This is a genomic window from Acinetobacter sp. IK40 (assembly GCF_035615075.1).
Lineage (GTDB): Bacteria > Pseudomonadota > Gammaproteobacteria > Pseudomonadales > Moraxellaceae > Acinetobacter > Acinetobacter courvalinii.
The window spans coordinates 28459-53747 of the sequence record NZ_JANBOE010000014.1; the positions used below are offsets into that span (position 1 = coordinate 28459).

General features: G+C 43.3%; 21 protein-coding genes. 11 read left to right on the forward strand and 10 right to left on the reverse strand.

From position 1 onward, the window contains the following. Positions 1 to 417: 417 nt before the first annotated feature. Positions 418 to 1608: a PilT/PilU family type 4a pilus ATPase gene (locus MSG93_RS18495; RefSeq protein ID WP_324622876.1), complete on the forward strand. Its 1191-nt coding sequence runs from the start codon at positions 418 to 420 to the stop codon at positions 1606 to 1608. Positions 1609 to 1661: 53 nt separating this feature from the next. Here the strand turns inward: MSG93_RS18495 and mnmE are convergent, their stop codons facing one another. The 5 genes from mnmE to rpmH form a co-directional block, all read right to left on the reverse strand. Continuing rightward, entirely contained in the window at positions 1662 to 3017 is a 1356-nt protein-coding gene (gene mnmE, locus MSG93_RS18500) for a tRNA uridine-5-carboxymethylaminomethyl(34) synthesis GTPase MnmE (protein ID WP_005281576.1), read from the reverse strand. 114 nt (positions 3018 to 3131) lie between these two features. Beyond that, on the reverse strand, positions 3132 to 4889 hold the full coding sequence (gene yidC, locus MSG93_RS18505) for a membrane protein insertase YidC (protein ID WP_005228173.1): 1758 nt from the start codon (positions 4887 to 4889) through the stop codon (positions 3132 to 3134). 5 nt (positions 4890 to 4894) lie between these two features. After that, complete coding sequence (gene yidD / locus MSG93_RS18510) at positions 4895 to 5215, reverse strand: membrane protein insertion efficiency factor YidD (protein ID WP_005228171.1); 321 nt, start codon at positions 5213 to 5215, stop codon at positions 4895 to 4897. Between the two features lie 9 nt (positions 5216 to 5224). Continuing rightward, complete coding sequence (gene rnpA / locus MSG93_RS18515) at positions 5225 to 5620, reverse strand: ribonuclease P protein component (RefSeq protein WP_005228170.1); 396 nt, start codon at positions 5618 to 5620, stop codon at positions 5225 to 5227. 27 nt (positions 5621 to 5647) lie between these two features. Then, positions 5648 to 5782 (reverse strand): 50S ribosomal protein L34, encoded by a 135-nt coding sequence (gene rpmH / locus MSG93_RS18520; protein ID WP_000831329.1) that lies wholly within the window; start codon positions 5780 to 5782, stop codon positions 5648 to 5650. Positions 5783 to 6450: 668 nt separating this feature from the next. On the opposite strand from rpmH, the gene dnaA reads away from it, so the two are divergent. From dnaA to gyrB, 4 genes are all read left to right on the forward strand, one after another. Further along, on the forward strand, positions 6451 to 7854 hold the full coding sequence (gene dnaA / locus MSG93_RS18525) for a chromosomal replication initiator protein DnaA (RefSeq protein ID WP_032876611.1): 1404 nt from the start codon (positions 6451 to 6453) through the stop codon (positions 7852 to 7854). A gap of 112 nt (positions 7855 to 7966) precedes the next feature. Beyond that, positions 7967 to 9115 (forward strand): DNA polymerase III subunit beta, encoded by a 1149-nt coding sequence (dnaN, locus tag MSG93_RS18530; protein WP_005228168.1) that lies wholly within the window; start codon positions 7967 to 7969, stop codon positions 9113 to 9115. Positions 9116 to 9143: 28 nt separating this feature from the next. Continuing rightward, a complete protein-coding gene (gene recF / locus MSG93_RS18535) occupies positions 9144 to 10226 on the forward strand; it encodes a DNA replication/repair protein RecF (RefSeq protein ID WP_324622888.1) in 1083 nt (360 codons plus the stop codon). Between the two features lie 49 nt (positions 10227 to 10275). Beyond that, positions 10276 to 12744 (forward strand): DNA topoisomerase (ATP-hydrolyzing) subunit B, encoded by a 2469-nt coding sequence (gene gyrB, locus MSG93_RS18540; RefSeq protein WP_324622889.1) that lies wholly within the window; start codon positions 10276 to 10278, stop codon positions 12742 to 12744. A 33-nt stretch (positions 12745 to 12777) separates the two neighbouring features. Here the strand turns inward: gyrB and MSG93_RS18545 are convergent, their stop codons facing one another. The 4 genes from MSG93_RS18545 to MSG93_RS18560 form a co-directional block, all read right to left on the reverse strand. After that, the gene (locus tag MSG93_RS18545; protein WP_005281590.1) at positions 12778 to 12954 is read right to left on the reverse strand and encodes a hypothetical protein; all 177 of its coding nucleotides are present in this window, start codon (positions 12952 to 12954) and stop codon (positions 12778 to 12780) included. Next, complete coding sequence (locus tag MSG93_RS18550; RefSeq protein ID WP_324622890.1) at positions 12938 to 14095, reverse strand: PepSY-associated TM helix domain-containing protein; 1158 nt, start codon at positions 14093 to 14095, stop codon at positions 12938 to 12940. The genes MSG93_RS18545 and MSG93_RS18550 overlap by 17 nt, the downstream gene beginning before the upstream one ends. A gap of 211 nt (positions 14096 to 14306) precedes the next feature. After that, entirely contained in the window at positions 14307 to 14864 is a 558-nt protein-coding gene (locus MSG93_RS18555) for a VTT domain-containing protein (protein WP_324622891.1), read from the reverse strand. A gap of 336 nt (positions 14865 to 15200) precedes the next feature. Beyond that, positions 15201 to 17129 (reverse strand): ATP-binding cassette domain-containing protein, encoded by a 1929-nt coding sequence (locus MSG93_RS18560; protein ID WP_324622892.1) that lies wholly within the window; start codon positions 17127 to 17129, stop codon positions 15201 to 15203. A 211-nt stretch (positions 17130 to 17340) separates the two neighbouring features. Between MSG93_RS18560 and MSG93_RS18565 the strand changes: the two genes are divergently transcribed. The 5 genes from MSG93_RS18565 (at position 17341) to erpA (ending at position 22533) form a co-directional block, all read left to right on the forward strand. Continuing rightward, a complete protein-coding gene (locus MSG93_RS18565; RefSeq protein WP_324622893.1) occupies positions 17341 to 18348 on the forward strand; it encodes a putative solute-binding protein in 1008 nt (335 codons plus the stop codon). Positions 18349 to 18561: 213 nt separating this feature from the next. Beyond that, positions 18562 to 19563: a putative solute-binding protein gene (locus MSG93_RS18570; protein ID WP_005228154.1), complete on the forward strand. Its 1002-nt coding sequence runs from the start codon at positions 18562 to 18564 to the stop codon at positions 19561 to 19563. A gap of 216 nt (positions 19564 to 19779) precedes the next feature. Beyond that, the gene (locus MSG93_RS18575; protein WP_005281610.1) at positions 19780 to 20787 is read left to right on the forward strand and encodes a putative solute-binding protein; all 1008 of its coding nucleotides are present in this window, start codon (positions 19780 to 19782) and stop codon (positions 20785 to 20787) included. Positions 20788 to 21069: 282 nt separating this feature from the next. Further along, complete coding sequence (locus MSG93_RS18580) at positions 21070 to 22074, forward strand: putative solute-binding protein (protein WP_005281613.1); 1005 nt, start codon at positions 21070 to 21072, stop codon at positions 22072 to 22074. Positions 22075 to 22197: 123 nt separating this feature from the next. After that, positions 22198 to 22533: an iron-sulfur cluster insertion protein ErpA gene (gene erpA, locus MSG93_RS18585; protein WP_005281616.1), complete on the forward strand. Its 336-nt coding sequence runs from the start codon at positions 22198 to 22200 to the stop codon at positions 22531 to 22533. Between the two features lie 54 nt (positions 22534 to 22587). Here erpA and MSG93_RS18590 read toward each other — a convergent pair whose 3' ends face one another. Then, on the reverse strand, positions 22588 to 23721 hold the full coding sequence (locus MSG93_RS18590; RefSeq protein ID WP_324622894.1) for an anhydro-N-acetylmuramic acid kinase: 1134 nt from the start codon (positions 23719 to 23721) through the stop codon (positions 22588 to 22590). Positions 23722 to 23782: 61 nt separating this feature from the next. Between MSG93_RS18590 and tyrS the strand changes: the two genes are divergently transcribed. After that, complete coding sequence (gene tyrS / locus MSG93_RS18595) at positions 23783 to 25015, forward strand: tyrosine--tRNA ligase (protein ID WP_009506246.1); 1233 nt, start codon at positions 23783 to 23785, stop codon at positions 25013 to 25015. The last annotated feature ends 274 nt before the right edge of the window (positions 25016 to 25289 follow it).

Genomic DNA, 25289 nt, shown 5'->3' on the forward strand with positions numbered 1-25289 from the left:
CTATACAAAAATCAGCCGCTATTGTAATGATTATCGGACGGCCAAACAGCTCAGCTTACGCAGTAACAACCAAAATTCAACCGACGACTGTGATGTTTCACGTGGAACATCCGCTTCAATCCAAGCCTGGTTTTAGATTGCTTTTCATGAGCTATTTTTAGTTAGAAAATGACAATTATTTTCACATCACATTGAAATATCCACGTTAAATTGAAAATCACTAGATCAATCGGGCCATGTTTGAAATAATTCCTCAGGAAACGATGAGCTGTGGAAATGATTCAGCAAATATTTGGGGTATTTTTGAGGCTGGATAGTTTTAACTCATATTTAAAAACCATATAGATCATTCTTTTCATTGCTATTTTTAAATCGAATGGCAACAAACCATCTTATTATTCAGATCCAGGTAGATTGATGTATAGCGCAGAATTACTCGAAGAAGCCAAAACATTTATGTTTCATATGCTGACCAAAGTAGTGGAATATGGTGGTTCAGATTTATTTATCACTGCAGATTTTCCGCCCAGCATTAAATTACAGGGACTGATGCGTCCACTCGGGCAACAGGAACTGACGGCCGATAAAACCAAACTGTTTGCCTATAGCTTAATGAATGAAAAGCAACGTCAAGAGTTTGAAAAAGAATGGGAATGTAATTTTGCCATCAATGTTCCCCATGTTTCACGTTTTCGTGTCAATGTGTTTAAACAGCAGCTACAGATCGGCATGGTAATTCGAACCATTACCTCGGAAATTCCAACCTTTCAGAAGCTGAAGCTGCCTGAATCGCTTAAACAGGTGATCATGGAAAAACGTGGTCTGGTCTTGGTGGTAGGCGGTACCGGCTCAGGTAAATCAACCTCTTTGGCCGCCATGATTGATCACCGCAATGAAAACTCAGCGGGACATATCATTACCGTTGAAGATCCGGTTGAGTACGTACATAAACACAAAAAATCCATGATTACCCATCGTGAAGTCGGTGTTGATTGTCATTCATGGCAGCATGCTCTGAAAAACACCTTACGTCAGGCACCCGATGTGATCCTGATTGGAGAAATCCGTGATACGGAAACCATGGAGCATGCGATTGCCTTTGCCGAAACAGGACATCTTTGCCTAGGGACTTTACACGCCAACAATGCCAATCAGGCACTAGACCGGATTATTAACTTCTTCCCGGAAGAACGTCGTAACCAGTTACTGATGGATCTTTCATCCAATATGAAAGGCATTATTTCTCAACGTCTGGTACGCACCCAGGATGGCAAAGGGCGTCGCGCAGCAATTGAAATTCTGCTGAATACGCCCTTGATTTCAGATAATATTTTAAAAGGCCAGTTCCACGCACTGAAAGAGATTATGAGCAAATCACGTGAGCTGGGCATGCAAACCTTCGATCAGGCTTTATTCGATCTGTATAACGAAGGCGCGATTAGCTATGATGAGGCCTTGCGTAATGCCGATTCAGTCAATGAATTGCGTTTGCAGATCAAGCTCAAAGCCACACGTCAGGACGGCGCACCGGTTGCCATGATGACGGCATTAAATGTGGTACCAGAACAAAAAGCAGAGCAAGAACAGACCGCTGAAGAGAAGGAATAAAAAATGGCTTGGATTACAACACAATTCAAGCCATGAGTTTTTGATTTAATTGATTATTTACCAATACAAAACGAACCAAAAATCTTCCCTAGAAGATCGTCAGCACTAAAATCACCGGTGATTTCACCCAATGCATTTTGTGCCAGACGCAATGATTCAGCCACCAGTTCACCTGCATTAAACACAACAAGTTGCTCACGTGCCTCGGCAAGATAGCGCTGAGTGCGCTTCATTGCGTCTAAATGACGTGTTCTGGCAATAAAGGTGTCTTCCTCAGGCTGGAAGCCTGCATGCGCTGTAATCGCTTCTATGAGCGCCTGAACACCCATATCCTGTTTGGCAGACACGCTGATATGTCGGAAGCCCTGATAATCACTTAACGTCGCCTCCTGACCGGTTAAATCGCATTTATTACCGATCAACAGTAAACGTTTCGGCTCAAGATGATCGGCAAAATATTCGCGCGCCAGCTGTAACGGTTCATCGCCCTGGTTTAAATCGTAGACCAGCAATAATAAATCGGCCTGTTCAATTTCTTTAATCGCACGACGAATCCCTTCCTGCTCGACGATATCACCTGTTTCACGTAAACCGGCAGTATCGGTTAAAGTGATTGGCAAACCGTTCAAACTGATCTTTTCATGCAATACATCGCGAGTCGTTCCGGCAATATCGGTCACAATAGCCCGTTCGTGACCCGCCAGCGCGTTTAACAGGCTGGATTTGCCCGCATTCGGCTTACCGGCGATCACCACCTGCAAACCTTCACGTAATAACTGTCCTTGGCGTGCAGATTGCTGTACGGCCTTGACCGAATCCTGTACATCATCCAGCAAAGCTAAAATCTTGCCATCGGCAAGGAAGTCGATTTCCTCTTCTGGAAAATCAATGGCCGCTTCCACATGCAAACGCAAGTGAATCAGCTTTTCTAAAACGGTATTAATTTTGGTCGAAAAGGCGCCCTGTAGGGAACGAACCGCTGAACGTGCGGCGGCCTGTGAGGTGGCATCAATCAAATCGGCGATCGCTTCGGCTTGCACCAGATCCATCTTGCCATTTTCAAAGGCACGCATGGAAAACTCACCCGCCTTGGCAGCCGTTGCACCCAAATCCAGTAAACGCGCTAATAACGCATTCTGAATAACTGGACCACCATGCCCCTGTAATTCCACCACATCCTCACCGGTAAATGAATGCGGGTTTGGAAAACACAGCACAATGCCTTCATCCATCACTGAACCATCCGCATCACAGAACTGACGGAAGCCAGCCATGCGGGCAGCAGGAAGAGTTTTCTGGGTCAACTGTTCAGCAATGGCATAAGCTTTAGGGCCGGAAAGTCGAATCACGCCCACACCACCACGACCTAATGGGGTAGCAATCGCAGCAATTGTGGTTTGATGTTGCATGTTAAATTCACCTAAAAAACACGAGGGTTATGAAACAGGAACCCTAAATACAGACAAAGAAAAATCCGCTTAAGATTACCATCTTAAGCGGATTTATTCAGTAAAAGTTCGAACTTAAGAACTCGATTCAACCTTGTTGAGACGGTCTTTTTCGACACCTTTGTTAATAAACCATTGTTGCAAAATGGTAATACTGTTGTTGACGATCCAGTAAAGCACTAAACCGGCAGGGAAGAACAACATGAATACCGTAAACATGATTGGCATGATACGGAACACTTTTGCCTGCATAGGATCAGTCGGTTGTGGATTCAACATTTGCTGTACGAACATGGTCACACCCATGATCAACGGCAAGATAAACCATGGATCCATTGCTGATAAATCTTGAATCCAGCCTAACCATGGCGCATGACGCAGTTCAACCGATTCCATCAATACCCAGTACAAGGCCAAGAAAATCGGCATTTGTAACAATAATGGCAGGCAACCAGACAATGGATTGACTTGTTCACGCTTGTATAACGCCATCATTTCTTGAGAGAAACGCATACGGTCTTCACCAAATTCTTCTTTCATGCGTTGCATTTCTGGTGCAATCACACGCATTTTCGCCATTGAGCGATAACTTTTTGAAGAAAGTGGCCATAAAATCAATTTCACCAAGATCGTCAATAAGATAATTGACCAACCCCAGTTACCAATGATGTTATGGAAGAACTGTAAGCCCAGGAACAAGAGTTTGGCAATCGGCCATAACCAGCCGTAATCTACAGTCTGGTTTAAGCCCGCAGCTAAATCTTTGAGTTCAGACTGAATTTTTGGACCAGAATAAAGTTGTGCATCCACTTCCATTGAGGTACCGGCCGGTACATTGATCACTGGAGAAGTGAAGCCCATGATATTCATGTGATCAGCAGACTGGCGCGATTCAAGTTTAGCCACATAAGGCTGGCCATCCGCTTGGGTCAGTTTCAGATTACCCGGAATCCAGGCACTGACGAAATAATGCTGAACCATGGCAACCCAGCCGCCCTTGGCTTCAACACTCAATTTTTCATCATTAAAATTGCTGAATTTCAACTTGTTATAATGCGCGTCTGGTGTACCCCATGCGCCACCCAGATAAGTTCCAAGGGTAAAGATACCTTGAGAAGATTTACCTGGATCATCAGAATTGTCACGCTTTAGCTGACCAAACATCTGGCCTTGCCAGTTTTGCTGACTACGGTTAACAACCTGATGTTTCACTGTAATTGGATAATCACCTTGGGTGAAGGTGAACGACTTGATCACTTCCACACCTTCAGGTGTTTTAAATACCAATGGCACAGTCAACACTTGATGTGTCTTACCATCTTTTGAGGCAACGCTCTTCGCATCCGCCAAGGTATATGCTGTTTTTTCAACATCATACATTGGACGTCCGCCACGGCTGCTATCTGGTCCATTCAAACCGATCAAACCAGATTGAGCGACGTAAGTACGTTTCGCATCACTTTCCAGCATGACAAACGGTTTATCGCTGTCTTTGCTTTCATCATGGCTTAACAATTCAATACGAACGATATCACCACCTTTAGGATTGATCCAAAGATGATACAGATCCGTTTGTACTGAAATCAGTTGCTGACTCACAGATGGTGTTTCTGTGGTTTGTGATGCAGTCACATTTGCTTGTGGCAAGTCTGAAGCCGCTGTTGCATTTTGAGCATTTGGCAAATCTGCAGATACATCATGTGCAGTGACAGCCGCCGCTTGTTGTTGCGGTGCTGGTGCAGCATGACCATAGTCTTTTTGCCAAGCCAAAATAAGCAAATATGCGGTAACAAACATGGCTCCAAGAATTGCAAATCTGGCCCATTGTTGCATATCTATTATCCCAAATGATTAGAGAGATTTTGCTTGAATAAACGATCACGAAAGGGTACAGCAACGTGATGCATTTGAGAATCTATTTGATGAAACGAAATAAAACGAAGTGCTTTGCGGGGTACCGGATCATAGCCTGAACCACCCCAAGGATGACAACGGCAAATTCGCTGAGTCGAAAGCCATACACCTTTGAGCGCACCATGCGTTTGTAAAGCTTCAATTGCATATTGCGAGCACGTGGGAATATAGCGACAACGAGGACCCAATAATGGGCTAATTGCAATCTGGTAACATCTTATCAACCAATGAAGTAAACGTACCATTGGAGATCTCTAATTCTGGAGGGATGTCACAACGACTTTGGAATGCTTCTTTGCTAAGCGTTGTAATTTTTGCCAAGCAAAATCTAATTGTTGATGTAATTCTTCATTTGAAATTGCTTCTATACCTACTTTAGGCATCACCACAATATCGATATCAGCATTAAATTGTGCTTGATGGATACGAAAGCTCTCCCGAGCAAGACGTTTTATTCGATTTCGTTCATGAGCACGACGTACCTTTTTTTTAGCAACGACAATACCCAAACGGCTGTTAGGCTGTTCGGTTAATTTTGCTAAAAAAAGGAAATGGGGCTGATGCACTTTAAAAAGCGCACCATCAAATACACTTTTATAATCAGCAGCACAACGAATACGAGATTCAGTACTGAAACTGTAAAGTGTCATCACCCAAGTCTGGTCAGCTTAACAGTATTAAACAGTTAAGCTATGACGACCTTTTGCACGACGACGAGCTAACACTTGACGACCTGCTTTAGTAGCCATACGAGCGCGGAAACCATGAACGCGTTTACGCTTTAATTCAGATGGTTGGAAAGTACGTTTCATTTCGAAACTCCAAAATGATCTTTCTATAAAGGTCCGCGATTTTATTGTGCAATGTTTACGCTGTCAATGAAAAATCAAAAACTTTACATTTTCTTTGTTCTGTTTTGAAGCAATAGCGCTACGCGTAAAGAAGTGCTTTTATTGAAAACAAAAAATATACACAAGCTATCTCTTTATATTATATCAACATTCAGCTATATTCACAGCTTAATAGCACAGTTATCAACAATTCAATTTCTGATTTAAATTTAATTCTTGGATTTTGAATTTAAATTTCGATATGCTCGGTTATCCACAATTCCGTTAAACCCCTATAAGTAAATTCAAATTTTAAAATTTAAATTTATTCTTATTAGGGTGGATTTTTTCTGTGGAAAGTGACGTTTTTATATAAATAAACAAATAGTTACTTTGTGGATAACCATGTTTTTATCAATTTTATAGATTGTGGATAACTTGAGGGTTAAAATTATCCACAGCTTGTGCAAAAAGTTATACACAAGTGGTTTTGAATTTAAATTTATAAACGACTGCTTTCTTTTTCAGCAAAAGTCCCATAAATTGGCCTGACAGATGTGGATAACTTGGTTAGAATGGCGACCCCTTCGAAAGATGGGGTTGGTGATTTTTATTTTTTGAATTTAAAAATGGATATATAGGGGATGCACATGCTCTGGACAGACTGCTTAACTCGCTTGCGACAAGAGCTCTCTGATAACGTCTTTGCGATGTGGATTCGTCCTTTAGTTGCCGAAGAGGTTGATGGTGTGATGCGTTTATACGCACCGAACCCTTATTGGACCCGTTATATTCAAGATAACCATTTAGAATTGATTTCAATTCTTGCTGAACAATTGTCTGAAGGTCGCGTGCGTCAGGTTGAGATTTTGGTCGACTCTCGCCCAGGGACAATTTTGTCTTCGAATGAACAACCAGCCACGACCACTGCAGCTTTAAGTAGTGCGCCAACCGCCACCGCCGTGCCTGTTAAAGCCAAGAAAGAATCTGATCTGGTCCAACCCGGCCAAAATGTCACGAAAATACCGAAGAAAAGACAACTCAATCCGTTATTTACATTCTCTTTGTTTGTTGAAGGCCGTTCTAACCAGATGGCTGCTGAGACTTGCCGTAAGGTATTAACCCAATTAGGTGCATCTCAGCACAATCCTTTATTTTTGTATGGCCCAACTGGTTTGGGTAAAACCCACTTGATGCAAGCGGTCGGTAATGCGCTGTTACAAGCCAAACCCAATGCACGGGTGATGTACATGACTTCAGAAAGTTTTGTACAAGACTTTGTCAGTTCATTACAGAAAGGCAAGGTTGAAGAATTTAAGAAAAATTGTCGTTCTTTAGATTTACTCTTGGTTGATGATATTCATTTGCTTGCCGGTAAAGAAGCCAGCCTTGTTGAATTCTTTTATACTTTCAATGCCTTACTGGACGAATCCAAGCAAATTATTCTCACTTCAGACCGTTATCCAAAAGAACTCACCGAACTAGATCCACGTCTGGTATCGCGATTCTCTTGGGGACTGTCGGTGGGGGTAGAACCACCGGATATTGAAACCCGTATCGAAATCTTGCTGAAAAAAGCTGAAAATAGTGGCGTCGATTTACCGCGCAACTGTGCTTTGTTTATTGCGCAACAAGTGGTCGCAAACGTGCGTGAGCTTGAAGGTGCATTGAACAAAGTTGTGGCAATTTCACGATTTAAAGGGACCGCCATCGATCTGGATGTGGTGAGAGAATCCTTAAAAGATGTGCTGGCAATCCGTGCCCGGACCATTAGTGTCGAAAACATCCAGCGTGTGGTCAGTGAATACTTCCGCATTCCGCTAAAAGAACTGATTGGGCCAAAACGTACCCGTATTTATGCCCGACCTCGTCAATTGGCGATGGGATTGGCGCGTGAATTAACCGGAGACAGTTTTCCGGAAATCGGTATGGCCTTTGGTGGACGAGATCACAGTACCGTGATGCACGCCTGCGAAAAAGTGGTCAGCTTGCGTGAAGAAGATCCAATTTTTAATGAAGATTATAAAAACTTACTTCGTTTATTACAAAGTTAGGCCTGAGCATAATCTCGGCTGACTCAATTTTCATGGTTGCAAACTGCTTTTAAGTGCAGCATAGTACACTGCTAACATTCATATCGGCTTCTGTTGTAAGAGGAATAAAATCGTGCGTTTGAAAATCGCTAAAGAAAGTTTACTCAATGTGTTATCCCATGTGGTCGGGGCTGTAGAGCGTCGTCATACCTTGAATATTCTTTCAAATGTCAAAATTCAAACCACGCAACAGGCCTTAACCATTACCGGTTCTGATTTAGAAGTTGAACTGGTGGCAAGCACAACGTTAGCTGAAGGTGCTTGTCTGGAAGCAGGGGAGACCACCGTTCCTGCACGTAAACTGGTCGAAATTTGTAAATCTCTTCCGACAGCAGCCTTGATTGACTTACAAATTACAGAAGATCAGCGTTGTATTTTAAAATCAGGTAACAGCCGCTTTGTGTTGGGTACGCTTCCAGCGGATGATTATCCTTTACTCACCACTGAAAATAGCCAGGGCACACAAGTTCAGGTGACTCAGCGTGAATTAAAACGTTTATTTGAAAAAACTGCCTTTGCAATGGCGGTACAGGATGTACGTTTCTATCTGACTGGTACTTTGCTGGAAATTGATCAAAATCAATTACGTACCGTAACCACAGACGGTCACCGTTTGGCATTGTGTGAAGTATTGGCATCCTCAACTGCTGCTGCACCGATTCAGGCCATTGTACCGCGTAAGGCGGTGGGTGAATTACAGCGTTTGTTGAGTATTGAAGATGAGCAACTTACCTTGCTCATTGGTCGTGAATTGTTGAATGTTACGATTAATACCCCAAGCCGTGATAAAGAGCAGGGTGATATTACCGTTCGTTTCACCACCAAATTGATTGATGGTAAATTCCCTGATTATCGCCGTGTTATTCCGAAAGGTGGTGATAAGCATGTGTTTATTGCGCATGATGTATTTAAACAGTCTTTACAACGGGTCGCGATTTTAAGTAATGAAAAATTACGTGGCGTGTTCCTGAATTTTAATCAGGATTCGTTGCAACTCCGTGCCAATAACCCGGAGCAAGATGAAGCGGTTGAAGATATTGCAATTCAATATCAGGATGCACCACTGGAAATGTCATTTAATGCGCAATATATCCTGGATGTATTGAGTGTGCTGGATGGCGATGATGTGAGAATGAGCATGACTGAAGCAAATCAATCGGTACTTGTTCAAGATCCAGCGCATCCAGACCAGACTTATGTTGTTATGCCGATGCGTGTGTAATTGGCATTGATGATTTGAGTTTTTAAGCATGCAAATCACGCGTTTAAATATCGAACGTGTACGTAATTTAAAGGCGGTTGCACTCAATGAGTTGCAACCGTTTAATATTTTTTACGGGTCGAATGGTTCTGGAAAGACCTCAATTCTGGAATCTATCCATTTATTGGCCACAGGTCGCTCATTTCGCACCCATATTCCCAAGCACTACATCCAGTACGAGGCTGATGATGCGATTGTCTTCGCACAGTCGGCCAGTGAACGGATTGGCATGCAAAAACTGGCTTCGGGTGAGCAACTGATCAAGGTCAATGGCGATACCATTGCCACTCAAGGGCAACTGGCAAAACTTTTGCCCTTACAACATATTGATCCGCAAAGTACCGATATTATTGATCATGGCGCCAAACCCAGACGGCAATTGCTGGACTGGTTGATGTTCCACGTGGAACCTGAGTTCTATTTTGCCTGGCAGTACTATTCTCGTGCCTTAAAACAGCGTAATAGCTTATTAAAGACAAGGCGTAACCTGAGCTTGGTCGATTTAGAGCCGTGGAACAAAATGCTGAGTGATTATGGCGAAATTTTGCACTCGCAACGGGTCGGTATCGTAGAGCAATGGAACCGGTTCTTTCAGGAAGATTTGCAGCAACTATTGCCAAATCTTGAAATTGAGCTGGAATATCATGCCGGTTTTCATACCGAACAGGGGTTGTTGCAGGACCTGATTCAGCAGCACCAAAGGGACCAGGAACGGCGTTATACCGAGTATGGTCCTCATCGTGCAGATTTGCGCCTGAAAACCCCGTATGGCAATGCCGATGACGTGTTATCACGTGGGCAAAAAAAGTTGTTAATCATGGCATTAAAACTGTCACAAATTGCAATGCTGCATGCGAGTAACAAGGAAACTGTGGTATTATTAGATGATCTGACAGCAGAGTTAGATTTAGCTGCACAACAACGTTTAATTGAGCGATTGAGTCAGTTAGGAAGTCAGGTTTTTATGACGACCTTAGACCATACGTCGGTATTAAAACACTTACATGATTTGTCGATTTCCTTTCAATTGTTTCACGTTGTCCAAGGCCAAGTCAGTCTTGCTGCGCCATAATTTTATTTCCTCATCTTTGGATAGATTAGATATTTACTAGGGAGTAACCATGAGTTCAGAGTCTCAATCAGTCTCTCAAACAGAACAAACAAATGAAAAGGCTTATGATTCCTCTAGTATTAAAGTATTACGTGGATTAGACGCGGTTCGTAAACGTCCGGGCATGTATATCGGTGACACCGATGACGGTACCGGTTTGCACCATATGGTGTTTGAGGTGGTGGATAATGCCATCGATGAAGCTTTGGCAGGTCATTGTGACGAAATCCTAGTGACCATTCATGAAGATGAATCGGTCAGTGTCTCGGATAATGGTCGTGGTATTCCAACCGATATTCACCCTGAAGAAGGGGTGTCTGCCGCAGAAGTTATTCTGACCATTCTGCATGCGGGCGGTAAGTTCGATGACAACAGCTATAAAGTGTCGGGCGGTTTACACGGCGTTGGTGTTTCGGTAGTAAATGCGCTCTCTAAGAAATTGCATTTGACCATTCAACGCGCAGGTAAAATCCATGAGCAGGAATATGCACATGGTGATCCGCAATATCCGTTGAAAGTTGTCGGTGAAACTGACCAATCCGGTACCACCGTGCGTTTCTGGCCAAGTGAATTGACCTTTAGCCAAACCATTTTCAGTGTGGATATCTTGGCACGCCGTTTAAGAGAACTTTCATTCCTGAATGCGGGTGTACGTATCGTATTGCGTGATGAGCGCGTTAATCTTGAGCACGTTTACGATTATGAAGGTGGTTTATCCGAGTTCGTTAAATATATTAACGAAGGTAAAACCCATCTTAACGATATCTTCCACTTCACCACAGATGCAGACAACGGCATTGGCGTTGAAGTGGCATTGCAGTGGAATGATAGCTATCAAGAGAATGTTCGTTGCTTTACTAACAATATTCCGCAAAAAGATGGCGGTACTCACCTTGCAGGTTTCCGTGCAGCATTGACCCGTGGCTTAAACAGCTACATGGAAAATGAAAGCTTACTGAAAAAAGAAAAAGTTGCCGTGACTGGTGACGATGCACGTGAAGGCTTAACTGCTATCATTTCAGTGAAAGTGCCTGATCCAAAATTCTCTTCACAAACCAAAGAAAAACTGGTGTCGAGTGAAGTCAAACCTGCGGTCGAGCAGGCCATGAACAAAGAGTTCTCGGCTTATCTGCTGGAAAACCCGCAAGCGGCGAAATCGATTGCTGGCAAGATTATTGATGCCGCTCGTGCGCGTGATGCCGCTCGTAAAGCGCGTGAAATGACACGCCGTAAGAGCGCGTTAGACATCGCTGGTTTGCCGGGTAAACTGGCAGACTGTCAGGAAAAAGATCCAGCATTGTCGGAACTGTATCTGGTCGAGGGTGACTCTGCGGGCGGTAGTGCCAAACAAGGTCGTAACCGTAAGATGCAGGCGATTTTACCGTTGAAAGGTAAGATCCTGAACGTTGAACGTGCGCGTTTTGACAAGATGATTTCCAGTCAGGAAGTGGGAACTTTAATTACCGCTTTGGGCTGTGGTATCGGACGTGAAGAATACAATCCGGACAAATTACGTTATCACAAAATCATTATCATGACCGATGCGGACGTGGATGGTTCACATATTCGTACCTTGTTATTGACCTTCTTCTTCCGTCAAATGCCGGAACTGGTTGAGCGTGGCTATATCTATATTGCACAGCCGCCATTGTACAAATTGAAGAAAGGCAAGCACGAGCAATATCTAAAAGACAATGATGCATTAGAAACCTTCCTGATCTCCAATGCGATTGATGAGCTGTCCTTGCATGTGAGCGCGGATGCACCTGCGATTAATGGTGCTGCGTTGGCCAGCGTGATTGCCGATTATCAGGTATCACAAAAGAGCTTACAGCGCTTAACGCAACGTTATCCGGCAAGTTTACTGGATGGCTTACTGGAGCTGGATGCTTTCAAAGGCGATCATAATCATGAACGTGACTATGTTGAAGCATGGGCTGAGCAATTACGTGTAGCGATTGAAAAGTTGCAACCAAGCCTGCGTCCTGAAATTAGCTTGGAAGCATTTGAACGTGAAAATGCACAAGGTGAGAAATCAGCGCATTATTGGCCACGTGTGACGGTTTATGTGCATAACTTACCGCATTCTTATTTACTTGATGCCGGTTTGCTCAATTCTGCCGAGTATGCACGTTTGCTGAAGAACTCGAAGAGCTGGTTTAAATTGCTTGAAGAGGGGGCTTATCTACAAAAAGGTGAGCGTCGTATTCAGGTCAGCAATTTCCACCAGGTGTGGCAGCACATTTTACAAGACTCGCGCCGCGGCATGATGATCCAGCGCTATAAAGGCTTGGGTGAGATGAACGCTGAGCAGCTTTGGGAAACGACCATGGACCCTGAAAACCGTAATATGTTACAGGTGACCATTGATGATGCGATCGAAGCAGATCGTATGTTCTCATGCTTAATGGGCGATGATGTAGAACCACGTCGTGCCTTCATTGAAGAAAATGCATTAAATGCAGATATTGATGCTTAATGAGTTTAGGCATCAATAATATGTAAAAAGCGCTTATCTTTTGCGTTGCTGTAAAAGATAAGCTCTCCATCCTGCAATTAAAACTGGAAGCAGGGTGATGATGAGAAAAATAATATCTGCAATACCGTCCATCAGCAGCATGCCGATTATTCCTAAAATACTGCATACAGCCATTAGCCATAACAAGCCTGATTTATTCCACAGTTGCATTACTGACTCCTTTTAGGCTTTTTTGCCGACGTTTTGCCCACCATAGCCAAGCGCCATTCAGGGTGATAAACAAACTTAAAAGCGTACATAAGCTCCATAAAATCTTGAGTGGCATACCGCCGTAATTACCGAAATGTAGAGGCTGAGAGAGCAAGATGGCTTTCAGATAGGTCGGGAGTTCTTCAACAGTATCGACTTGTCCTGTGGCTGCATTGACCAAGGCAACCTTCAGCATTTTTTGGTTTAAACCCTCATTGCCTTGCAGTAATACCATGTAATGCCCTTGGGTCGAATATTCGGTTTTAGGATAGAACACAGTGGTAGGGTGCCAGCCGATTTCGCCTTTCTGTGCAACAGTATAGACATTATCAATACTCAATGTCGGATTAATTGGGCTGACATGATGATATTTTTCTTGCAGAGCTTTTAGTTCAGTCATTTGCCAGAGACCAATGGCAACCGTACCAAAACCGAGTAAAAAGCCAGTCAAGGTCACAACCAATGCCCAGCCGAGTACCGCTGAACCGATTAAGTTATGTAAATCGAGTTGTAATAAACGCTGACCTTTGCCTGTTCGAATAATCCCCAAAAAGAATTTTTTCACATAAGGGGCGTATACCACCAGCCCTGAAATCAGTGATAAGAACACTAGAAAGGCAATCAAGGCACCGATCAATTGTCCAATAAAACCTAAAAACCAGTTGGCATGCAGTTCCAGTAACAAACCGGTTAAAGTATCCCGTTCACTGGGTTGCTGAATCAGCGTAGCAGAACCAATATCTGCAAATAACCAACGCGCTTGCTCAAAACGCTGTTCCGGTTTTGCCATTCCGATCAGCAGTACACCCGGATGATGCTCAGGATCATAGCCTGTACTGATAATGTGCTCATGAGGATAGGTATTTTGTGCGGTGGCTAATGAATCTGCCAGTGGGCGCTGTTGTTGTAAAGAGGAATGAAGTGCCATCGGTTCTACACCCAGTGCATGATCGATTTCTTCATGAAAGATCAGAATGATTCCCGTGATTGATAAAATCGTAAAGGGGAGCACAATCACTAAGCTGATCCAGCGATGAATCCATAAGTTGATGCGGAACCAGCGTGAATTGGTTTTCTTTGCTGAAGTGCTTGCTTGGCTCATAACTGATTATTCCATGCTGAATGGATCATGGCTTTCCCAAATAATTTATATTTTTAAAAGCTGATTTTATTTTTATTGATAATTATTTTCATTATTATTTACTATTGTTTTTTACGTTCCACGTGAAACCTGACATAGAATAAATGGATTAAAAAAAAGCAGGAAAGACGAACTTTCCTGCTAAATCATACAATACGGTATTAAAAGGGGATTAACTTTCTACAAAATCACTGACTTGGATTAAGGCATGACCAAACAGGTAACCTGCTGTCACCAGTACGCTGATCCAGAGAAAAGCCCCCAGAATGTTATACATCACAAAATAGGTATAATTCATATTGCTCGAACCTGCTGCCAAAGGTGCGAAAGAACGTGCAAAAGGAATAAAACGCGCCAATAGAATAGTTTTTCCGCCATGTTTCAGGAAAAACACATTGGTTTTTTGTAGATATTCCTGCTTGATAAAGCGTGATTTCATATTGAAAATACGGTCACCAAAATGACGTCCGATATGATAATTCACCATATAACCCAATGCTGCGGCAAAGAACAGCAGGCTGATCATATAACCCAAATGCATTATTTCAACCACTGAACACAATGCACCGACCGTCAGCAATAAACTATCACCAGGTAAGAAGAACATGAAAACAAAGGCTGTTTCTGAAAAAATAATTAAGAAGAGGATAAAATAGATCCATAAACCATATTCTTGCACCAAAACGGGCAGAATATGCTCAAAATTAAAAATAAAATCTAAAGAATTCATTCAGTTTGTATGATCCAAAATAGAGTACTCACCAAATTAAAGTACAAAAAAATGTGAAATGAATTTAACCCTCAGGATTCATTCGTCAGTTATAACATTACAACAATGGGAACTGAGTATATCGAGCCTGAACCCAAAGCTCAATTTTCTACGAAAATTCCAGTTTTACCTTATCTTAAATTATCGACAGAATCATGACATTTTTGATGATATTCATAGTGTTTTTAAGTATCTGCTCACTATGGTTAGGTTTTATCAAAATCATTTTTATTCAGCGTCGAGGTCTGAAAAGATGAGATCCATACCTGTTTCAGTTACAGATATGGATCACTCATGTTATTCAGCAAATGAGCTTTCCAGTTCTTCTAGCTCCATCATCAATTCTAAAAGCTGTTCCTCAAATTGCTCCAGTTTGGCTTTTAGCTCATTTTGTTCATTCATGAGTTTCATCAAGTCTTCTTTGCGACTTGCTTCGTATAAAGCACTGTCTGCCAGTGCCTGTTCGATATCTGCCAGACGGGGCTGTACCTTTTCGATTTGAGCTTCGACTTTTTCAATGTTTTTACGAATAGGGCGCGTCATTTCACGGCGGCGTGCCGCTTCTTTACGTTGCGCTTCCTTATCGATCTTCACGGCTGGAGCTTGAGTGGCCACGCTTTGTGGTTGCCCGGTACTTTGTGCATTGATCTGTTGTTGGCGTGCTTCACGTAACCATTTGGCGTAATCTTGCAAATCACCTTCAAACTCGGTGCATTTGCCTGCGTGTACCAGCAGTAGATCGTCACAGACACTGGCGATCAACTGACGTTCATGCGAGACCAGCACCACAGCCCCTTCAAAATCCTGCAGCGCCATAGTCAAGGCATGACGCATATCCAGATCTAAATGGTTAGTCGGTTCATCCAGAATCAGTACGTTCGGACGCTGCCATACGATTAATGCCAGGGCCAGACGTGCGCGTTCGCCACCAGAGAAGCTTTCACACGGGGTGTCCATACGTTCACCGCTAAAGCCAAATCCACCCAGAAAGGCGCGTAACGCAGCTTCACTGATTTTTTTGTCCGCAATACGGGCCAGTTGCAGCATTGGGCTGGCATTGGCATCCAAAGCATCCATCTGGTGCTGGGCAAAATATCCGATATTTAATAATTCAGAAGCTTTACGTTCACCTGCAAGTAACGGTAAATCCCCGACCAAAGTTTTGATCAGTGTTGATTTCCCCGCGCCGTTCATCCCCAGTAAACCGATCCGTGAGCTTGGGGTGATTTGCAGGCGAATCTTTTCGGCAATCATTTTATCGCCGTAACCAATGCTTGCTGCATCTAAACTGAGCAATGGTGAACTCATTTTGGTGGGTTCACGGAAACTAAAGGTAAATGGTGTATCGACATGCGCAGGGGCGAGCTGTTGCATGCGCTCTAGCTGTTTAATGCGGCTTTGTGCCTGACGGGCTTTGGTGGCTTTGGCCTTAAAGCGATCAATAAACTTTTGTAAGTGGGCACGGGTTTCTTGCTGCTTCTCAAAGGCTTGTTGTTGTTGTGCCAAACGTTCGCTGCGGGTGGTTTCAAAGGTTGAGTAATTGCCGGTATACAGCGTCAGTTCCTGATTTTCGATATGCAGAATATGATCGGTAATCGCATCAAGGAAGTCACGGTCATGCGAAATCAGAACCAGTGTTCCTTCATAGGCTTTTAGCCAGTCTTCTAACCACAGGATTGCATCTAAATCCAAGTGGTTGGTCGGTTCGTCCAGTAATAACAGGTCTGAACGACTCATCAGGGTGCGGGCCAGATTTAAACGCATGCGCCACCCCCCAGAGAAACTGGCGACATTTAAACGGATTTGATGATCCAGAAAGCCTAAGCCAGCCATCAATTGTGCTGCTTTGGCGGGGGCGGCATAGCCGTGGATTTCATCAAAACGGCCATGCAGACGGGCAAGCTCATCATTACTGAGCTGATCAGGATGGGCTAATTTTTCTTGAATCTTCCAATATTCCTCATCGCCGGAAAGGACAAAATCAATTGCAGGCATTTCCAGCGCTTTAATTTCTTGCGCCATGTGCGCCACGGTCCACACTGCAGGACGGCTTAAATTACCTTCATCTGCGCCCAATTCACCTAAAAATGCTGCAAATAAAGTTGATTTACCTGCGCCATTGACACCAGTCAGACCAATTTTCCAGCCAGGATGAAGCTGCATTGAGGCTTTTTGGAACAGGACGCGCCCACCACGGCGTAATGAAACTTGGTCAAATTGGATCATGAGCATGCAAAATAGCGAATAGATAGCTGCATTTTAAGGTGATCACCCATGAATGCAAATTTTATATTGCAGATTAAGGCAGACATCATCATTTCACCCGCTTATCATAAAATAGAGTAAATGCTCTATTTTTGTGATGAAAATCAGATTATGATTTAAAATCTAGGAAAAACAACACATCACATCAAAAATAGTCTACTAGGACGGGGTAATGAAGAAGGGAATTCTGACATTGGGAGCCATGCTGATGCTGACTGTAAATACACAGGCCAGTGCTGCAACTAAAATTTGTGTATTTGATCTTATGGGGAAATCCGGCGAAGCCTACAAGGCCATGCAAGAGTGGGCCTTAGCCGCAAGCGCATGGCAGGGTGAAATCAATCTGGTCAGCTATCAGAATGAGGCGATGGCTGAACATGATTTTGAACAAGGTCGCTGCGAGGGTGTGTATATGACTTCCATGCGTGCACGTGCCTATAACAAGTTTGCAGGCTCTGTCGATGCGATTGGCGCGGTACCCAGCTATGCCATTGCACAGAAAGCGATTAGTTTTGCTTTGGACAAGCGTAACCAGCGCCGTTTAATCAGTCAGGTCGCGAATCAGAGCTATGAAGTGGCAGGGATCTCGCAAATTGGTCTGGCCTATATCTTTGTCAAAGACAAAAGAATGAACAGCATTGAACAAATTAGGGGCAAGAAGTTTGCAGTCCTGGGCTATGACGAAGCGCAAAAAATTGTGGTCAGGAGTCTTGGTGGGCAAGCTGTACTTTCGGATATCTCGGATATTGCCAAGAAATTTAATCAAGGGCAGGCCGATATTATGGCAGCGCCAGCCTATGCCTATAAACCCTTGGAAATTTATAAAGGTTTGGGCAATGACGGTGCCATCATTACTTTTCCTGCGGTCAACATGACCATGGATCTGATTATTCGACCTGAAAAATTCACGACCAACTTTGGGCAAAACTCACGACAGTGGTTTCTCAGTCGGCTTAATCGCAATTTTGCTTTAATCCAGCGAATCGAAGCGGAATTACCCGCCAAATATAAAATCAGTCTGGATCAGGAAGACAAAACCCGTTATCAGCGTATCTTGCGTGAAGCACGGATTGATCTGACCAAACGTGGAATTTACGATGCCACCATGATGAACGTACTCAAACGGGCACGTTGTACCGTTGACCGGACTAATTTTGAATGTACCTTAGGTGGAGAATAAATAGAGTCCACCCTCTAGTGATGAGTAATCGGGGGCAAACAGCCCTTTTCAATAAAGAGTTGGCTTAAATTGTCAAACTGTGATCAATAGTGTTAAAAGTCAGGAAAACCCGACGTATGTATATAAAAGCACTATGCTTTTAAACAAAAGCTGACTATATTGATCTGGCACTGATGGAAAATTGTGCAATATAGGGTAAGAAGGGAAAACAAGATGAAAAAAGGACTTTGGGCATTGAGTGCTACGGCGCTCTTGGTCACAGCGACTCCTGCACAGGCCAAACAGGACATTTGCGTATTTGATTTATTGGGTAAGGCTGGGGAGTCTTATAAGCTGGTCGAAGAATGGAAGCTTGCTGCCAAGACCTGGCAAGGGGACGTTGAATTAATTCCTTATCAGGATGAGGAAAAGGCAGAAAAAGATTTTGATGCCGGCAAGTGCGATGGGGTGTATATGACCTCGATGCGGGCGCGTAAATATAATAAATTTGCAGGTTCTGTCGATGCTGTCGGGGCAGTCACCAGTAATGCCATTGCACAAAAGGCGATTAGCTATGTGCTGGATAAACGCAATCAGCATCGTTTAACTGCGACAATGAACGGCGAAAAATTCGAAGTTGCCGGCATTATTCAGGTCGGGCTGGCCTACATTTTTGTTCGTGATAAAAAGATCGACACCATAGAAAAGGCCAAAGGCAAGAAATTTGCGTATTTACATTATGATCAGGCACAAAAAGCGATTGTTGAAAGTATTGATCTGGTGGCAGTGCCATCGGATATCTCTGATTTTGTAAAAAAATTCAATAGTGGGCAGGTCGATGTGATTGCTGCACCTGCCTATGCCTATAAACCTCTGGAAATCAGTAAGGGACTGGCCAATGGTGCGCTGTTTAATTTCCCTGTGGTCAATATTACCGGTGATCTGATTATTCGTCCGGAAAAATTTCCTGCTGGTTTTGGTCCGCAATCACGTAAATGGTTTGTCAATAAATTGCCGAGTAACTTTGCCATGGTGCAACGTTTAGAGGCAGGCATGAATGCCAAAAAGATTACCTTGACCAATGAAGATAAAACCCGTTATCAAAAAATGTTGCGTGATGGACGCATGAATTTAACCAAGCAAGGCGTGTATGATGCGAGTATGATGAATGTACTTAAACGCGCCCGTTGTACGGTAGAACGGACCAATTTTGAGTGTACCCTGAGTGGCGAATAAAACAGGAGAACAACAAGCAATAGATAAATTGATACACAAACTTAGGCATATATAACAAAAATGCCTATTAAAATAATAGAAAGAGATAAAAGAGGGTGAAAAATAAACAATCCAGTCATAAAAATAGAGTAGAAGCTCTATTTTTTTTTAAAAAACATGATTAATATTTGCTTCGAACAAGGAGACAAACATAAAGTTTGTGAAAGGATGAAAAATATGAAAAAAATGGCACTTGCTCTTGCAGCAACTTCGATCTTTGGTGTATCTGCTTCTACTCAAGCAGCAATTGACGTGTGTGTATTCGACTTATTAGGAAAGTCAGGTGAATCATACAAAATGATGCAGGACTGGGCACTCGCAGCGAAAGGCTGGGGCGCTGATGTCAACCTGCTTGCAATCACGGATGAACAGGTTGCGGACAATAACTTTAAAGCGGGTAAATGTGCTGCTGTAGCAATGACAGCAATGCGTGCTCGTCCATATAACAAATTTGCGGGTTCTGTTGACTCGCTTGGTGGTGCGCCAAGTAATGCGGTAGCACAACGTGCAATTACTTATGTTCTTGATGCGCGTAATGCTGCAAAAATGACCACCAATTTAGGTGGTAACAAATACGAAGTTGCGGGTATCTCTCCACTAGGTGCTGCTTACATTTTCGTACGTGACAAGAGCATTAACTCCATTGAAAAAGCAGCGGGTAAAAAATTCGCGGTATTGGGTTATGACGATGCGCAAAAAATCATGGTACAACGCGTAGGCGCGCAGGCGGTCCTTTCTGATATTTCTAACTTTGCTGCGAAATTCAACAATGGTCAGGTCGATATGGTTGGTGCGCCTGCTTATGCTTACAAACCATTAGAGTTAAGCAAAGGTTTGGGCGCGAATGGTGCAATGTTTAACTTCCCAGTATTACAAGTGACTGCGGATCTTGTGATTCGTCCAGAAAAATTCCCTGCTGGTTTTGGTCAAAAATCTCGTGACTACTTCGTGAAACAATTGCCAAAAGCTTTTGCCATGATCAAGCGTTATGAGTCTGAAATCCCAGCAAAATACAAAATGAACTTAAGTGCTGAAGACAATCTGAAATACCAAAAACTGTTACGTGACGGTCGTATGGATCTTACTAAACGCGGTATTTACGATGCTGGTATGATGTCTGTATTGAAGAAAGCACGTTGTTCGGTAGACAAAGCAAACTTTGAATGTGCATTACCGGGTGAATAATCCCTAATTGCCATAAAGTGTACTTAAAGCCTAGATTCATCTAGGCTTTTTGTTTTTTTACCACTGTCATTTGAGTCATTGTGTTTAGATTGAAAGATCGTAATGATAGAAATATATAAAAACCAGATGGAATCTTGAAAGATCGAAAGCAGGTTTGGTCTGGACGATGAAACATGACTGCATAACAACATAGATTTATTTGAAATCTGAACAGGATGGACCAGGATTTTAAATTTGGGTGTGGTGCAACAACAATTAGCATAGATGCAAAGGAACAATAAAATGCAATGGTTTAAAACCTTATTACTTGCAACAGGGATCGCGGCGGCATCTGCGGGTGCTCAGGCCAAACAAACAATTTGTGTATTCGATATCGTCGGCAAAAGCGGTGATGTGTATGCCTTGATGAAAGATTATCAACTGGCTGCAAAAAACTGGGGCGCAGATATTGAGCTTAAAGTGGGCACCAATGAGGCTGTCATTGCTGAAGATTTCAAAGCAGGTAAATGTGATGGGGTCAGTATCACAGGGATGCGTGGTCGTCAGTTTAACCCGTTTACAGGTTCACTGGATGCGATTGGAGCGATTACTGATCTTAAACTCGCCGTGAAAGTCATGCAGGGCCTTGCGAGTCCAACCTTTGCCAAAGCCATGGTCAATGGCAAATATGAAGTGGTGGGGGTGATTCCTGTCGGCGATGCCTACTTATTGGTAAATGACCGTAATATCAATACCGTTGCTAAAGCTGCGGGCAAGAAAATCGCCGTACTGGACTATGATGAAGCACAAAAAATCATGGCTTCACAGGTCGGTGCACAAGCAGTGAGCTCAGATATTACCAATTTTGGTGCCAAATTTAATAACGGACAGGTCGATATCATTGGTGCACCAGCCGCTGCATTTAAACCGTTGGAACTCTATAAGGGTTTAGGCAGCAAAGGTGCGATTGTGAATTATCCAATCTTGCAGGTGACGGGCAACCTGATTATTCATCCTGATAAATTTCCAACAGGCTTTGGCCAAAAATCTCGTGAGTGGGTGAAAGCGCAATTACCACGCGCGTTTGGTATTCTGGGCAAAATGAAAGCAGATATTCCTCAAAAATACTGGATGGAAGTACCTGCCGCAGACAAGCCAGGCTATCAAAAACTGATGCGTGAAGCGCGTATCAACCTGACCGCTAAAGGGATTTATGACAAGCGGATGATGAAATTATTATGGCAATTCCGTTGCCGTGAAGATGCCAAGAATTTTGAATGTGGCTTACAAGACGAAAACTACAAGTAAACTTGTAAAAAGTCATTAAGCGCACTTTAAAACTTCAAATACAGACCCAATATTGAGTATGCTATACTACATATCGGGTCTTTTATTTATGAAAGACGTATTGAAGTCTGAGGAATATCCATCATGAACGCCCAAGCTCTAGAATTGTCAGATAATGCTGCCAACAAAGTTCGCCAACTACGCGAAAGTGAAGGGAATAACGACCTTATGTTACGCGTGTATGTAACGGGTGGCGGATGTTCAGGTTTCTCTTACGGCTTTAACTTTGCTGAAAGTGTCAATGAAGATGATGCTGAATTTGTGAATGGCGATGTGAAAATGCTGGTCGATTCACTCAGCTATCAATATCTGGTCGGTTCAGTGGTTGATTATCTGGAAGGACTGGAAGGTTCTCGTTTTGTGGTGCAAAACCCGAATGCGACCACGACCTGTGGCTGTGGTTCATCTTTCTCGATTTAATAGATTCTTGTTGTCATAAAAAAAAGCTTCTCCAGTTGAGAAGCTTTTTTATTCTTATACCGCGGTAATAGTCCCTAAAATACGATCACCTGATGCACCAGTCACTGCGGGCAGGTTGCCACTCAACTGTTCTACGAATCGCATCGCGAGCCATGCAAACGCTGTTGCTTCTACCCATGTTGGCGCTAGACCCAGCGCATCTGTGGTTTGTACCGACCAGTTATGTTTACGCAAGCGCCAGCGCAACTGTTCAAGTAAATGCGAGTTATACGCCCCACCACCACACACGTAGATTTCGCCTGTCGGCATCGCCTCTTTACTGCGATAAATGGCTTTCTTAATGGCACGTGTGGTCAGTTTCATCAAGGTAGCCTGAACATTTTCTGGCGTGTCTTCCAGTTCGTCATAGCCCAGGTCATTGCGCCAGTCACTGAGCTGTTCGTCTAGCCATTCCAGATTAAAGTCTTCACGACCCGTACTTTTAGGTGGTTCTTTGGCAAAAAACTCATGGCTTTGCAAACGATCTAATAGCGAGCGAATCGGATTACCATAGGCCGCCCAGTCGCCATTTTCATCATAAGGATGACCGGTATGGCGATGGCACCAGCCATCCATCAAGATATTGGCCGGGCCTGTATCAAAGCCATAAACGCCGTCTGCATTGTTGGCTGGCAACATACTGATATTGGCAATCCCGCCTAAGTTTAGAATTACACGATGAATACTGTCATGCTGAAACAACGCCTGATGGAACGCCGGGACTAAGGGCGCACCTTGCCCGCCAGCAGCCATATCGCGTCGGCGGAAATCCGAAACCACAGGCAGTTGCGTGATTTCAGTGATGATATTGGGATCACCAATTTGCAAGGTAAAGCCATGCTCAGGACGATGACGAATAGTTTGCCCATGTGAGCCGATGGCTTTAATTTGTGTGCGGTCTAAATTATTTTTCTCAATCAGTTGATTGATGCCGTGTCCGATCATTTGTGCCAAAGCGACATCAGCTTTACCCATACGGTCAATTTCATTGTCATCAGGCAGCGTTAATGCCATCAATTCATCACGCAATTCTGGCTCAAAAGGCACGGTGAGTGTGGCATGCAGCGTTAAAGGATCGAATGAAGTTGCAACAATATCAACACCATCCATGCTCGTGCCTGTCATTACACCAATATAGATCGCGCTCATATACAACTTATCCTGCAAGATGCTGAAAAAATGTTAGTATATCGCACAAATTGAATAACTGATGTGTTTAGGTTTTGTGATGTCAAATTTCTTGCCAGCCGAAGAACAGCTTGCTCTCATTCAACGAGGCACGCACGAGATTATCTCTGAAGAAGATTTACTGAAAAAACTGAAAGAGAATCGTCCTCTCCGTGTAAAAGCAGGCTTTGACCCTACGGCTCCTGATTTACACTTGGGACATACTGTTCTGATCAATAAATTAAAAACCTTTCAGGATTTAGGTCATGAAGTTACTTTCCTGATTGGTGACTATACGGCCATGATCGGTGACCCAACGGGTAAGAGCGCAACGCGTCCGCCGTTGTCACAAGAGCAGGTCATTGCCAATGCAAAAACCTACCAAGAACAAGTTTTTAAAATCCTAGATCCAAATAAAACCAAAGTCCGTTTTAACTCAGAATGGTTTAGTCAAAAAACCGCTGCTGATTTAATCCAGTTGGCAAGCCAGCAAACAGTATCGCGTATGTTAGAACGTGATGATTTCACCAAGCGTTATAACAACCATCAGCCGATTGCGATTCATGAGTTCCTCTACCCATTGGTACAAGGCTATGACTCGATTGCGCTTGAAGCAGACGTCGAATTAGGCGGAACAGACCAGACGTTTAACTTATTGATGGGTCGTACCTTACAAGGTCGTTATGGTCAGGAATCACAAGTGTGTATCACTGTGCCAATTCTTGAAGGTTTAGATGGCGTTAATAAGATGTCTAAATCTTTAGGCAACTATATTGGCGTATTTGATACACCAGGCGCGATGTACCAAAAAATCCTGTCGATGCCAGATAGTCTAATTGAACGCTACTTTGATTTACTCAGCTTTAAATCACTGGATGAAATCAAGGTATTACTTGATGAGATGGCTGCGGGTCGCAATCCACAAGAGATCAAACGTATTTTGGCGCTTGAGCTGGTGGAGCGTTTCCATGACGCAGAAGCGGCAGAAAATGCACATAAAAGTGCAGGGAACCGCGTAACTGAAGGTGAAGTGCCGGAAGATACCCCTGAAGTAACAATTTCTCGTGGCGAGTTTGGTGGCGAGTTGTTTATTGCAACTATTCTGCGCGTTGCAGGTTTAAACCCGAATGCAGCTGCTGCAAAAGATGCTGTGGGTCGCGGTGCGGTTAAAGTCGACTGGAATGTGGTAGATATGAGCTACTCTGTCAAAGAAAACGTCACTTTAATCATTCAGTCAGGTAAAAAAGCGATTGCACGTGTGACTTTCACCGACTAGATCGAAATAAAAATCATAAAAAGCAGGCCCAGAGCCTGCTTTTTATACGTAAATAGATGATAAAAACAACGAAAATATCAGTTTTGTTGAAAAAAGAAACATGCAAAAGAAAATAATAAAAAACAGGGTTGCATCCGGTCTGAAATACTGTAGAATGCACATCCATCGGCGGTGATGCAGATAAAAACTTGTTGAGAAACAAGGATTTGGCTAAAATGGTTAGATTCTTGGGTTGGTTGATAAGTTTGCTAAATATCTAAATTACCTGTTGACT